The 13,974-nt window shown below is 64.0% G+C and carries 13 protein-coding genes; all 13 read left to right on the top strand.

The window, feature by feature from the left end:
* Window positions 1–131 (top strand): GMC oxidoreductase (locus CIK76_RS14815; protein ID WP_141393572.1); only part of this gene is annotated, 131 nt, incomplete at its 5' end.
* A 136-nt stretch (window positions 132–267) separates the two neighbouring features.
* Window positions 268–1,464 (top strand): amidohydrolase, encoded by a 1,197-nt coding sequence (locus tag CIK76_RS14810; RefSeq protein WP_096287815.1) that lies wholly within the window; start codon window positions 268–270, stop codon window positions 1,462–1,464.
* Window positions 1,465–1,727: 263 nt separating this feature from the next.
* The gene (locus CIK76_RS14805) at window positions 1,728–2,816 is read left to right on the top strand and encodes a BMP family ABC transporter substrate-binding protein (protein WP_096287759.1); all 1,089 of its coding nucleotides are present in this window, start codon (window positions 1,728–1,730) and stop codon (window positions 2,814–2,816) included.
* Between the two features lie 123 nt (window positions 2,817–2,939).
* Complete coding sequence (locus CIK76_RS14800; protein WP_096287757.1) at window positions 2,940–4,574, top strand: ABC transporter ATP-binding protein; 1,635 nt, start codon at window positions 2,940–2,942, stop codon at window positions 4,572–4,574.
* Between the two features lie 20 nt (window positions 4,575–4,594).
* Window positions 4,595–5,803, top strand: a complete 1,209-nt coding sequence (locus CIK76_RS14795) for an ABC transporter permease (protein ID WP_096287813.1) — start codon at window positions 4,595–4,597, stop codon at window positions 5,801–5,803.
* Window positions 5,804–5,808: 5 nt separating this feature from the next.
* Window positions 5,809–7,080, top strand: coding sequence for an ABC transporter permease (locus CIK76_RS14790; protein ID WP_096287811.1), 1,272 nt, complete (start codon window positions 5,809–5,811; stop codon window positions 7,078–7,080).
* Between the two features lie 8 nt (window positions 7,081–7,088).
* Entirely contained in the window at window positions 7,089–7,499 is a 411-nt protein-coding gene (locus CIK76_RS14785; RefSeq protein WP_096287755.1) for a cytidine deaminase, read from the top strand.
* A gap of 60 nt (window positions 7,500–7,559) precedes the next feature.
* Window positions 7,560–8,873, top strand: a complete 1,314-nt coding sequence (locus CIK76_RS14780) for a thymidine phosphorylase (RefSeq protein ID WP_096287753.1) — start codon at window positions 7,560–7,562, stop codon at window positions 8,871–8,873.
* A 306-nt stretch (window positions 8,874–9,179) separates the two neighbouring features.
* On the top strand, window positions 9,180–9,854 hold the full coding sequence (locus tag CIK76_RS14775; protein ID WP_096287751.1) for a DedA family protein: 675 nt from the start codon (window positions 9,180–9,182) through the stop codon (window positions 9,852–9,854).
* Between the two features lie 90 nt (window positions 9,855–9,944).
* Window positions 9,945–11,138: an adenosine deaminase gene (locus tag CIK76_RS14770; protein WP_096287749.1), complete on the top strand. Its 1,194-nt coding sequence runs from the start codon at window positions 9,945–9,947 to the stop codon at window positions 11,136–11,138.
* Between the two features lie 112 nt (window positions 11,139–11,250).
* On the top strand, window positions 11,251–11,802 hold the full coding sequence (locus CIK76_RS14765) for a pyridoxamine 5'-phosphate oxidase family protein (RefSeq protein ID WP_096287809.1): 552 nt from the start codon (window positions 11,251–11,253) through the stop codon (window positions 11,800–11,802).
* 13 nt (window positions 11,803–11,815) lie between these two features.
* Complete coding sequence (locus CIK76_RS14760; protein ID WP_096287747.1) at window positions 11,816–12,484, top strand: MazG nucleotide pyrophosphohydrolase domain-containing protein; 669 nt, start codon at window positions 11,816–11,818, stop codon at window positions 12,482–12,484.
* A 108-nt stretch (window positions 12,485–12,592) separates the two neighbouring features.
* A complete protein-coding gene (eno, locus tag CIK76_RS14755; RefSeq protein ID WP_096287745.1) occupies window positions 12,593–13,873 on the top strand; it encodes a phosphopyruvate hydratase in 1,281 nt (426 codons plus the stop codon).
* Window positions 13,874–13,974 lie beyond the last annotated feature (101 nt).

The raw sequence follows: 13,974 nt of genomic DNA, 5'->3' as shown, positions 1-13,974 counted from the left end.
TGCGGGTTAAGGGGGTGTCCGGGTTGCGGGTGGCCGATGCGTCGGTGATGCCGGAGTTGGTGACGGTGAATCCGAATCTCACGGTGATGATGATTGGTGAGCGCTGCGCCGAACTGATCCGCGGCAAGTAGCAAATGTCCCGTGCCCGGGCCCCGGTTCGCGATGAACCGGGGCCTGGGATGGGATTGTATTGCGTAATTCGGCTCAAGGTTACGGCCCAGCTGGTCGCCGATTCCTCGACGGCGTATTCTCACAGGGGTGACCACCGTGAATGAAAATGGCAAGCTGGCTTCCGTCCAACCGTGGACCGAGCCGCTGCTGCCTGCGCTGATCGACTTCCGCCGCGAGCTGCACCGCAACCCAGAACTGTCCTTCGCGGAGCACCAGAGCACCGCGCGGATTCTCGCGACGCTGCGTGCCGCCGGGCTCGAGCCGGTGGCCATGGAGCAGACCGGTGCATTCGTCGACGTGGGACCGGGGCCGATCCGGCTCGGGCTGCGCGCGGATATCGACGCTCTGCCCGTAGTGGAAGAAACCGGGCTGGATTTCGCCTCGCAGACCGACGGGGTGGCCCACGCTTGCGGCCACGACATCCACACCACCGTGATGCTCGGCGTCGCGCTGGCCTTGCAGCGGATGGACGAGGCCGGGGCGCTGCACGGAAAAATTCGGGTGATCTTCCAGCCTGCCGAGGAGAAACTGCCCGGCGGCGCGCTGTCCGTGATCGAGCAGGGGATCTTGGATGAGGTGCCGCGCGTGCTGGCGCTGCACTGCGATCCGCGGATCGACGTGGGCAAGATCGGTACCCGCATCGGCGCGATCACCTCGGCCAGCGATACCATTCGCATCGAGGTCAACGGCCGCGGCGGGCATACCTCACGTCCGCATTTGACCGAAGACATCGTCTTCGCAATGAGCCAGATCGCCACCCAGGTCCCGGCAGTGCTCGGACGCAAGGTGGATGTGCGCTCGGCCGTCTCGGTGGTGTGGGGGCAGATTCATGCCGGCAGCGCCCCGAATGCGATACCCGCTACCGGATACCTGGCCGGAACCATGCGTTGCCTCGATGGCGAGGTCTGGTACGCGGCCGGTGAGCTGCTCGATGCTACGGTCCGCCAGGTGGCAGCTCCCTATGGGGTGGAGATCAAGATGCAGCACACCCGCGGGGTGCCGCCGGTAATCAACGCTCCGAGCGAAACCGCATTGATCGAAGATGCGGCTCGCCGGGAATTTGGCGCGGCAGCGATCGAGCTGACCCCGCAGTCCATGGGCGGAGAAGATTTTGCCTGGATGACGCAGAAGGTACCGGGGGCAATGCTGCGCCTTGGCACCCGCACTCCGGGAGGCAAGACCTTCGACCTGCACCGCGGGGACTATAACCCAGATGAACGGTGCATCGGAACGGGCGTGCGCTTGATGGCCGCCGCGGCCGTGCAGGCCATCGACGAAGCGCTGGCCAACTAGGGGAAACCCAAAAAGTTTTAACACTTCTTTGAAGCTTTAACAAATCGTCATCTGACTTGGAGTTTGGCGTTAAGCGCTTGCCGTTACGTGTTCGGGAAGTTACCGGTTTGTAATCTTCCACGTCTTTACCTCTGTCGTATCTCCGATAGGCTATGGAAACGATGGGAAAGCTAGTACTTTTGTGCCGCTCGCGAAGGCCATCTTCGTGGGGTTACAGGTTCCTCGCCTCCCGGTAATCTCGCACTTCACTCATGGAGGTTTAGATGCGCTTCGTATCGCGCAAGACCGGTATGGCTGCGGCCATGCTCGGCATTTCGGCTTTGGCATTGAGCGCCTGTGGCGCTGCTCCAGAGGAAACCGGCGGAGCCGCCGGCAACTCTGACTACATTGGCTGCATCGTTTCCGACTCGGGCGGATTCGACGACCAGTCCTTCAACGAATCCTCGCACCGCGGCCTGCTGGCCGCTGCCGACGATATTGGCTTCACCCCGCGCGAGGCAGAGTCGAAGTCGAACGCCGACTTCGCCACCAACCTCACCGGCATGATGAACGCCGGCTGCAATCTGACGGTCACCGTCGGATTCCTGCTGGGCGACGCAACCGCCGAAGCCGCTGCCGCTAACCCGGAGAAGCACTTCGCGATCGTCGACTTCCAGTATGAGGAGCAGATCGAAAACGTCAAGCCGATCATCTATGACACGGCTCAGGCAGCCTACCTGGCCGGCTATGCGGCAGCTGCCGCCTCGGAGACCGGCACCGTGGCCACCTTCGGCGGCGTCAAGATTCCTACCGTCACCATCTTCATGGACGGTTTCGCCGACGGCGTTGACAAGTTCAACGAAGACAAGGGCGAGGACGTCAAGCTGCTGGGCTGGGACAAGGAGAAGCAGGACGGCACGTTCACCGGCGACTTCGAAAAGCAGGACAAGGGCAAGCAGGTGACCAAGAACTTCATCGACAACGGTGCAGACGTGGTCATGCCCGTGGCAGGTCCGGTAGGCAAGGGCGCCGGCGCTGCGGTGCAGGACGCCAACAAGGCCGGCAAGGACGTCAAGCTGGTATGGGTTGACTCCGATGGCTACGTGACCGCTCCGGACTACAAGGACGTCATGCTCACCTCGGTGGTCAAGACCATGGACAAGGCCGTCGAAGAGGTCATCGTCGCCGACGCGGCAGACAACTTCGATTCGACCCCATATGTCGGAACGCTGGAGAACGAGGGTGTTGCCCTGGCTCCATTCCACGACTTCGACTCCACGGTTTCCGATGAAACCAAGGCAGAGCTCGAGGCCCTGAAGGCCTCGATCATCTCCGGTGAGCTGAAGGTTGAATCGGCAGCCAGCCCTAAGTAGGGTTTGGCGCACCACAGAATAAGTCATCCGAGCGCGTCACCGCTCACCGCCTGAGCGGTGTGCAGGTGACGCGCTCTATGCCTGCCCACCTGCCAGTAACCGAATAACAAAGATGGTGGAATCGTGAAACTCGAACTACGAGGAATCTCGAAAGCCTTCGGTTCTTTCTACGCCAACAAAGACATCGACCTCGTCGTCGATGATGCCCAGATCCACTGCTTGCTCGGTGAGAACGGCGCGGGAAAGTCCACGCTAATGAACGTGCTCTACGGTCTGTACCAACCGACCGAGGGGCACATCCTGATCGACGACAAGCCGGTGGCATTCTCCGGCCCCGGCGATGCCATGGCCGCCGGCATCGGCATGGTGCACCAGCACTTCATGCTGATCCCGGTGTTCACCGTCGCCGAGAACATCGCCCTGGGCGCCGAAGCCACCAAGGCCGGCGGCGTGCTTGACCTGCAGGTCACACGCAAGAAGGTCCGCGAAATCTCCGACCGCTATGGGTTCAACGTCGACCCGGACGCGATCGTCGAGGATTTGCCCGTCGGCGTGCAGCAGCGCGTGGAAATCATCAAGGCACTGGTCCGCGAGGCGAAGGTGCTCATCCTCGATGAGCCAACCGCGGTGCTGACCCCGCAGGAGACCGACGAGCTGCTGGATATCATGCGCCAGCTCAAGGCCAACGGCACCTCGATCGTGTTCATCTCGCATAAGCTGCGCGAGGTGCGCGCGGTCTCCGATGTGATCACCGTGGTCCGCCGCGGACTGGTCGTCGACTCGGTCGCCCCCGAAACCTCCACCACCGAGCTGGCCAACCTGATGGTCGGACGCGCCGTGCAGCTGAACCTGAACAAGGAAGCGGGCACCCCGGGGGAGGCCAGCCTCGCGGTGCGCGAGCTGAGCGTCATCAATCCGGCCGGGACCACCACCTTGGACCGGGTCTCCTTCGACATCCACCGAGGCGAGATCCTCGCCGTGGCCGGGGTGCAAGGCAACGGGCAGACCGAACTGACCGAGGCGATCCTCGGCACCCAGCCGGTGAACGCCGGATCGATCAAGCTCGACGGTCAGGAACTGGTCGGCAAATCGGTCAAGGCGGTGCTGCGCTCGGGCGTGGGCTTTGTCCCCGAAGACCGCTCGGTGCACGGGCTGGTCACCCAGTTCTCCATCGAAGAGAACCTGATTCTGGACCTGTACGACCGAAAGCCCTTCGGCAAGGGGATTTCGATGAACCTGGAGGCGATGAAGAAGAACGCCACCAAGCAGATCGCCGACTTCGACGTGCGCACCGACAACCCGCTGAACCCGGCGTCCAGCCTCTCTGGCGGCAACCAGCAGAAGGTGGTGATGGCCCGCGAGCTGAGCCGCGATTTGAAGCTGTTCATCGCCTCGCAGCCCACCCGCGGCGTGGATGTGGGCTCCATCGAGTTCCTGCACCGGCGCATCGTCGCCGAACGCGACAAGGGCACTCCGGTGCTGATCGTGTCCACCGAGCTGGACGAGGTGATGGAGCTGGCGGACCGGATCGCGGTGCTCTACAAGGGCAAGATCAACGGCATCGTGCCGGGGGACACCTCCCGCGAGGTGCTCGGCCTGATGATGGCCGGCGTCTCCCAGGAGGATGCGATCAGCCAGGCCGGCCACGTGAAGGCCGACGCCGAACCCGTCGAGGCGGCCCCGGCACCGGCGGAAACCACTCAGCCCGGCAAAGCAGCGCCGGGCGACATGAACGCAGCGGAAGGAGAAGCGCAGTGAGCGAGAACCCCATCGGCGAGATGCCGGCCGCCGAGAAGCCGGCAGCGCCGCCCGAGGGCAAGCAGCCGGATAACGAGCTGTTCCGCAAGATCACCCAGGGCCCGGGCATCGTCTCGCTGCTCGGCGTGATCGTCGCCCTGGTCATCGGCGGCCTGCTGGTAGCGGTCACCGACAAGAAGGTCATCGAGACCTCCAGCTACATCTTCGCCCGACCCAGCGATTTCTTCTCCCAGCTGTGGCGCGCGGGCACCGAAAGCTACGTGGCGCTGTTCAACGGCTCCATCTACAACTCCGCACGGGGCTTCTCCCCGTTCCTGGAGACCCTGACGGTCTCCACCCCGCTGATCTGCGCGGGCCTGGGCGTTGCCCTGGCCTTCCGCGCGGGCATGTTCAACATCGGTGCCCAGGGGCAGATCATCATCGGCGCCACGATGGCCGGCTATGTCGGGTTCGCCTGGCATCTGCCGCTGGTGCTGCACCTGTTGCTGGTGATCATTTTCGGGCTGCTCGGCGGCGCGCTGTGGGGCGGGCTGGTGGGCCTGCTCAAGGCCCGCACCGGCGCGCACGAGGTGATCTTGACGATCATGTTCAACTACGTGGCGCTGTACCTGCTGTACTTCTTGATGAACACCACCGCCTTCCGCCGTCCCGGCGAGACGAACCCGATCTCCCCGATCCTCGACGCCAACGCGACCTTCCCGGCGATGCCCGGTTCCCGGTTGCACCTGGGCTTCGTCATGGCGATCGGGCTGACGGTGCTGGTGGCCTGGATGCTCAAGCGCTCCACCCTCGGCTTCGAATTCCGCGCGGTAGGGCATAACCCGCAGGCCGCACGGACCGCCGGGGTGAACGTCGCACGGACCACCATGCTGGCGATGGCCTTCGCCGGCGCGCTGGCCGGTGCCGCCGGCGTCGCCCAGGTGGCCGGCACCGAGAAGGTGCTCACCGCCGGTGTGGCCGGCTCGCTCGGCTTCGACGCGATCACCGTGGCGCTGCTGGGCCGCTCCACCCCGTGGGGGACCTTCTTCGCCGGGCTCTTGTTCGGTGCCTTCCGCGCCGGTGCGGTCAATATGCAGATCTCCACCGGCACCCCAATCGACATCGTGCTCGTGGTGCAGTCGCTGATCGTGCTGTTCATCGCCGCTCCGCCGCTGGTGAAATCGATCTTCGGCATGAACCCCAAGCGACGCGCGCGCGTCGCCGAAACCACCAAGGCAGGTGCCAAGTGACCACCATGACGACTCAAGGCCTGCAACCGTCGATCACGCTGTTGCCGAGCAAGAAAACCCCAATCGTGCTCAGCGTCATCGCACTGATCACGCTGATCAGCTTCGGCTTCCTAGGCAGCAGCCAGGCGGCGCATTTCTCGCTGAGCACCGCCACCGACGCGTTCACGATTCCGGACCTGGTCTTCCCGGGCATGGCCACGAATATCGTCTTCGGGGTGCTGCTGGTGGCCCTGGCGGCCTATTCCTGGAGGCTGCGCGCCAAGGGGCAGGCCCTGCCGACCTGGGCGGTGGTGATCGCCGCGGTGCTCTTCGTCCTGGGCTTCCTGATCTGGGTGGTCTCCGGGGCGAATATCAACAGCATTTCGCTGGCCAGCCTGCTGGCCGGCGCGGTGGTGCTCGCGGTGCCGCTGGTCTTCGGTTCGCTCTCCGGAGTGCTCTGCGAACGTGCCGGCGTGGTCAACATCGCCATCGAGGGCCAGCTGCTCGGTGGCGCGTTCACCGCGGCGATCGTCGCCTCGGTGACCAAAAACGCCTTCGCCGGGCTGATCGCCGCAGGCATCGCCGGCGCGCTGGTTTCCCTGGTGCTCGCGGTCTTCGCAATCAAGTACCTGGTCAACCAGATCATCGTCGGCGTGGTGCTCAACGTGCTGGTCTCGGGCATCACCGGGTTCCTCTTCACCACGGTGATGCAGGAAGATCCGGAACTGTTCAACTCGCCGGCCCACCTGCCGATCATCGCGATCCCCGGGTTGAGCGCCATCCCGGTGATCGGCCCGATCCTGTTCAAGCAGTCGCTGATCGGCTACCTGATGTACGTGGCGGTCTTCCTGGTCTGGTTCGGCCTGTTCAAAACCCGTTGGGGGCTGCGCGTGCGTGCGGTGGGCGAACACCCGAAGGCCGCGGACACCCTGGGCATCAAGGTCAACGCCACCCGCTTCTGGAACGTCACCCTTGGCGGCATCGTCGCCGGCATCGGCGGCTCGTTCTTCACCCTGGTGGCGATCGATTCCTTCACCAAGGAGATTTCCGGCGGCCGCGGCTTCATCGCGTTGGCCGCGGTGATCTTCGGACGCTGGAACCCGATCGGAGCCTTCGCCGCCGCGCTGCTCTTCGGCTTCGCGGATAACCTGCAGGTGATCTTGACGATTATCGGCACACCGGTGCCAAGCCAGTTCATGGCGATGATGCCGTATCTGGTCACGATCTTCGCCGTCGCCGGACTGGTGGGCCGCTCGCGTGGCCCGGCGGCCGTCGGCGAACCGTATGTGAAGGAATGACAATCCCCATGGAAAACAACACCGCGCCGTGGTCGCAGCTCGAAGCTGCGGCCGCGGCGGCGCTGTCCACGGCCTATGCACCCTACTCGAAGTTCCGGGTGGGCGCCGCGGCGCAAACCACCGATGGGCGAATCGTCTCGGGGTGCAATATCGAAAACGCCGCCTACGGGGTGACCCTGTGCGCCGAGTGCGCCATGGTCGGCGAAATGTTCGCCACCGGCGGCGGCCAGCTGGCGTACTTTGTCTGTTTCGGCCAGCTGGAGGCGGGCAAGGTCGAACTGATCACCCCCTGCGGGCGCTGCCGCCAACTGCTCTTCGAGCACCGGGGTGCCGACATGCTGATCAAAACCGATACCGGCATCCTCACCATGGAACAGCTGCTGCCCTACGCCTTTGGCCCGAACGATATTGCCTTGTGACCCGCGCGCTTTTGCGTAGCGAAGTCACCTCCGAGAAATTGACGAGTAAGGAACCCGATTATGGCTGCCGAAAAATTTAGTGCCGTCGATATCATCCGCACCAAACGCGATGGCGGGGAACTCAGCGGCGAGATGATCGACTGGACCATCGAGGCGTACACCCGCGGGGCCATCGCCGAAGAGCAGATGTCCGCGCTGAATATGGCGATCTTCTTCCGCGGCATGAACCGTTCGGAAATTTCGCGCTGGACCCACGCGATGATCAACTCGGGCGAACGCATGGACTTCTCCGGGTTGACCGATGCCAACGGCAAGCGGCTGGCCACCACCGACAAGCACTCCACCGGCGGGGTGGGGGATAAGATCACGCTGCCGCTGGCACCGCTGGTCGCCAGCTTCGGGGTGGCCGTCCCGCAGCTCTCCGGCCGCGGCCTGGGCCACACCGGAGGCACCCTGGATAAGCTCGAAGCCATCCCGGGGTGGCGTGCGGCATTGACCAACGAGGAGATGTTCGCCCAGCTTTCGGGTGCCGGCGCGGTGATCTGCGCCGCGGGCACCGGGCTGGCCCCGGCGGATAAGAAGCTGTACGCGCTGCGGGATGTGACCGCCACCGTGGACTCGCTGCCGCTGATCGCCTCCTCGATTATGAGCAAGAAGATCGCCGAAGGCACCGGCACGCTGATCCTGGATGTGAAGGTCGGTTCCGGCGCCTTCATGAAGGACGAGGCGATGGCCCGCGAGCTCGCCGAAACCATGGTCTACCTGGGCACCGATTCCGGGGTGAATACCGTCGCCTTGCTGACGAATATGGACACCCCGCTCGGGTTGACCGCCGGCAATGCGATCGAGGTCGAGGAATCCGTTGAGGTGCTCGCCGGCGGCGGGCCGGAGGACGTGGTCGAGCTGACCGTGGCCTTGGCCACCGAGATGCTCGCCGGTGCCGGGATCAAGGGCGTTGACGTGCGCGCCGCGCTGGGCAACGGCCAGGCGATGGACCGCTGGCGGCAGATGATCATCGCCCAGGGCGGCGACCCGGACGCGAAGCTTCCGGTGGCCACCGAATCGCATACCGTCTACGCGCCGGCCGAGGGCGCGCTGCTGAAGCTCGACGCGATGGATATCGGCTTGGCGGCCTGGTTCCTGGGCGCGGGGCGTGCCCGCAAGGAGGATTCGGTGCAGGCAGGTGCCGGCGTGCGCTTGCATGTGAAGCCCGGCGCCTTGGTGCGCCGCGGGCAGCCGATCGCGACGCTGCTGACCGATACCCCGCAGAAGCTGCCGCGCGCCATCGAACTGGTGGAAAAGTCGATCCTGATCGGTTCGGATACCGACCGGGCGGACACCCGCCTGATCTTCGATCGGATTGCCGCGAAGTAGCCGAACTTCCGCGAGCGCGCCGGAATCCCTGCAGCGCGAAGCGGCACCCGACCCACGCCGTGGTCGGGTGCCGCTGTCGTTTCTTCGCGTTGGCCGTGAACCGCTGCTCCGCGCGCGGCTCTAGCTCCCGGCAAACTCCCGGGAACCGGAAGGCGGTGTTCAATCGTTGGACAGATGTCTCCACCCGTGGGTGTGGATGGATAAAATTCATTATGCGACGACGGTCGGATGCATCGGTGCGAGTTCTCGAGTGAGAATGGAATCACGGCGCGTCAGGCGCAAGCCCGGGGGAAGAAGCAGAGATTAATGGAACTGGTCAACGAGGCGATCACGCAGGCAGCAAGCGCATGGTGGGTGCTCCCGCTGTTGTTTCTGTTCTGCATGATCGATGCGTTTTTCCCGATCGTGCCCTCCGAGTCCTTTCTGGTCTCGCTGGCCGCCGTGGGCGTGAACACCGGATCGCCCAACCTGGTATTGATTGCAGTGCTTGGCATTTCCGGGGCCATCGTGGGGGACCAGATCACCTTCCTGATCGGCCGCAAGCTCGGGGCGCGCGGCTTCGCGTGGATGCGCGGAAAGCGGGCGCAACGCGTGCTGAATTTTTCCGCGCGCAAGCTCCAGACCTCAGGGGCGCTGCTGATTTTCACCGCACGCTATATCCCCGTGGGCCGCGTCGCGGTGAATTTGACGGCGGGCGCCACGGGCTTCAGCCACCGCCGCTTCACCCTCTTCGACATCATCGGCTGCGTCACCTGGGGCGCCTATTCGGTGGGCATCGGAGCGTTGGCGGGCAATTGGCTGGCGCATAACAAACTGCTGGGAATCATCGTCTCGGTGGTGCTCGCGGTGCTGCTGGGCTACCTCATCGACCTGTTGGTCAATCGGGTGTTTGCCCGGTACAAGCGGCGCACGCAGAACGGCGCACCGGCCGAAACCTCCGGGGCGCTGGAGCTGGTCCCGCCCGAGCGCGAACAGGGTTAACCCGCCGGCTTGACGATGGTCACATAGCGGCTCGCAGATCTTTACCCAGCAGAACTATCTGTGCGGAGGAATTGCGACTAGGCTCGACCTGTGACTGAAGAAATGATTCATCTTGCCTATGATCCCGAGTTCGACTTCCGGGATCTGCCCAAAGTTTCGCTGCATGACCACCTTGACGGTGGCTTGCGCCCGCAAACCATCATCGACTTGGCAGCGGAGGGCGGCCACGAGCTGCCGGCCACCGACGCCGAAGCCTTGGGTGAATGGTTCCGTGAATCGGCCGACTCCGGTTCGCTGCCACGCTACCTGGAAACCTTTGACCACACCCTGGCCGTAATGCAGACCCGCGATGCGCTGATCCGCGTGGCTCGCGAATTCGTCGAAGACCTCGCGGCCGACGGCGTGATCTACGGCGAGGTGCGCTACGCACCCGAGCAGCACCTGCGCGAGGGGCTGAGCCTGGACGACGTCGTCGACGCCGTGCAGGAAGGGCTGGATCAGGCCTGCGAGACGCTGAACAACGAGGGCCACCCGATTCAGGTTGGCCAGCTGCTCTCCGCCATGCGCCAAGCAGACCGCGGCCTGGAGATCGCCCAGCTGGCCTTGCGCCACCGCGGACGGGGCGTGGTCGGATTCGACATCGCCGGACCCGAGGATGGGTTCCCGCCTTCGCGCATGAAGGACGCCTTCGACCTGCTGGCCGAGAATCTCTTCCCCGCCACCGTGCACGCAGGCGAGGCCGCCGGGCTGGACTCGATCAAGGATGCAATCCTGGTCGGCCGCGCCACCCGCTTGGGCCACGGCGTACGCGTCGCGGAAGATATCGAAATCGAGTTCGGCGGCGTGGACGACGACGGGGAAACCCTGGACCAGGACACCGGACTGGTTTCCTTGGGCCCGGTAGCCAACTGGGTGCGCGAACGCGGCATTCCGCTGGAAATCTGCCCGTCCTCGAACCTGCAGACCGGCGCCACCGCCGGATTCGGCGAGGGAATCGAATCCCACCCGATCGACCTGCTGGTGCAGACCGGGTTCAACGTCACCATCTCCCCGGACAACCGGCTGATGAGCGGCACGGGCCTGTCCGATGAATTCGAATTGCTGGTCGAGGCCTTCGACTACGATCTCGAAGACCTGCTGGATCTGACGCTGAACGCCGCCGAGGCGGCCTTCGTGCCGCTGGAAATGCGTGAACTGCTGGTCGAATACATCAACGACTACTACGCCGACCTGCTCGACGAAGACGACGATGAGGACGACGACGAGGATTACGAAGAGATCTAGTTCTCGACGCAATCATTCGCGCAAGGGCCACCGAACCGGTGGCCCTTGCGACGTTTAACCCTGCCCGAGGCAGGGTGGCGGGAGCCGAAATCGATGCACTATGCTCGAATTTGTGGGCAAAATCTTTGAGGGCATAGACGAGAACCTGAAGACCTGGATTCAACGGCAGCCGATGTGGTTCGTGGCCACCGCGCCGCTATCGGACCAAGGGCATGTGAACATCTCCCCGCGCGGGCATGACTCCTTTTCGGTGCTGGGCCCGAACCAGGTGGCCTGGGTGGACTACACCGGCAGCGGGGTGGAAACCATCGCGCATATCCGGGAAAACGCCCGGGTGTGCCTGATGTTCAATTCCTTCGACGACCGGCCACGCATCGTGCGCCTGCACGGGCGCGGGGCGGTTCACCTGCCGGGCGAGGAAATCTTCGAGAAGGTTGTTGCCTTGCACCCGGAGCATCCAAGCACCCGCGCGGTGATTTCGGTTCAGCTCACCCGGATCAGCGACTCCTGCGGTTGGGGAGTACCGGTGATGGAGCTCGCCGGGGAACGGGAGCTGCTGCGCCTGCAGGCCGAGAAAAAAGGCGCCGCGGGCATGGAAGAGTACCGCACGCAGAAGAATTCGCTGAGCATCGATGGTCTGCCCGGGCTGCCCGCATCCATGTGATTAGCTTGTAGGCATGCAAAGCGAGAGCGAATTAGACCGGCTGATCTGGATCGTCGGGACCTTGCGGGAGCGCTGCGCCTGGACCGGCGCGTTGACCCATGAGTCCCTGCGCACCTACCTGATCGAGGAATCCTATGAGGTGCTCGACGCGATTGGCGCGCAGGATGCGCAGCTATTGTGCGAGGAGCTCGGGGACTTGCTCTTCCAGATCCTGCTCCATGCGCGGATCGCCGAGGAACGGGAGCACTTCGGCCTGCAGGAGGTGGCCAAGGCGTTGGCCGACAAGCTGCAACGCCGCAACCGGCATGTCTTCGATGCCCAGGGTGGGCTCGAACCGGTGATCACCACGGACATCGCTGAGATCATCCGGATTTGGGATGCGGCCAAGCAGTCCGAACGCGCCGGGGCGCCGCGGCGTAAGAATGCCGGGCTTCCCGCCGGTCTTCCCTCGCTGGCGCTGGCGCAAAAGCTGCTGGACCGGCACCGGCGTGCGGGGGCCGCGAAACTGCCGGAGCCCACCATCGAAATCCGGGGGCGGGTGCATGACGCGCAGAGCCTTAGTTCCGAACTGCTGGCCCTCTCGGCGCGGGCCGAGGAGCTTGGCTTGGATGCCGAAACGGTGCTGCGCGACGCGCTGGCGAAAAATTATGCTGGAACGAAGCGCGAAACAACGTCGCCCTAACAAGGGGTGAAGCGCTAGGCTAGGGAACAGGCAATGGTGCCAACGGTCGATCGGACCGCTGGATCGACCAGCCCTTAGACAACCCCTTTATACAAGGAGTCCTTACTCATGGCATTGATTGACGCCATTCACGCGCGCGAAATTCTTGATTCCCGCGGAAATCCGACCGTTGAGGTCGAGGTCCTACTTACCGATGGTGCCCATGGCCGCGCCGCGGTTCCATCCGGTGCTTCCACCGGCCAGTTCGAAGCCGCGGAACGTCGCGACGGAGACAAGAAGCGCTACCTCGGCAAGGGCGTCTTGGGCGCCGTTGGGTCGGTAATCGAAGAGATCGCCGATGAGTTGGAGGGCCTGGACGCCACAGACCAGCGCTCCATCGACCAGGCGATGATCGAGTTGGACGGCACCGACAACAAGTCGAAGCTCGGCGCCAACGCCATCTTGGGCGTTTCCCTGGCCGTGGCCAACGCCGCGGCCGCCAGCGCCAACCTGCCACTGTTCAAGTACCTGGGCGGCCCGAACGCCCACGTGCTGCCGGTGCCATTGATGAACATCCTCAACGGCGGCTCGCACGCCGACTCCGATGTGGACATCCAGGAATTCATGATCGCTCCGCTGGGCGCCGATACCTTCTCCGAAGGCCTGCGCTGGGGCGTCGAGGTCTACCACAACCTCAAGTCGGTACTGCAGGAAAAGAAGCTGTCCACCGGGCTGGGCGACGAGGGCGGCTTCGCGCCGAACCTGCCAAGCAACCGCGCGGCGCTGGAACTGATCACCGAAGCCATCAAGCGCGCCGGCTACACCCCGGGCAAGGACATTGCCCTGGCGCTGGACGTGGCCTCCTCGGAGTTCTACGAGAACGGCGCCTACCAGTTCGAAGGCGAAGCGCGCAGCGCACAGCAGATGAGCGATTACTACGCCTCGCTGGTTGCCGACTTCCCGCTGGTATCCATCGAGGATCCGCTGGATGAGAACGACTGGGAAGGGTGGAAGACCCTGACCGACAACATCGGCGACAAGGTGCAGCTGGTCGGCGATGACCTCTTCGTCACCAACCCGGAACGCCTGGCTCAGGGCATCAAGACCAATACGGCGAACTCGCTGCTGGTCAAGGTGAACCAGATCGGCACCCTCACCGAGACCCTGGACGCCATCTCGATGGCCCAGCGTGCCGGCTACACCACCATCACCTCGCACCGTTCGGGCGAGACCGAAGATGTCACCATCGCCGAGATCTGCGTGGCCACCAACGCCGGCCAGATCAAGACCGGTGCCCCGGCCCGAAGCGAGCGCGTAGCAAAGTACAACCAGCTGCTGCGCATCGAAGAGGACCTGGGCGAGGCAGCAGTTTACGCAGGAACCAGTGCGTTCCCGCGTTTCAACAGCTAATCTTCAGATAAAACGAATAAGCTCGTCGGTAGTTGGATACCGACGGGCTTATCGTTATTTAATGGAGATACCGTTGGAAGTACGAGTTTGAATGGGGGAGT

The organism is Glutamicibacter sp. BW80, assembly GCF_002332385.1.
In the GTDB taxonomy this organism is placed as follows: domain Bacteria; phylum Actinomycetota; class Actinomycetes; order Actinomycetales; family Micrococcaceae; genus Glutamicibacter.
This window is presented reverse-complemented; position numbering and strand designations above follow the sequence as displayed.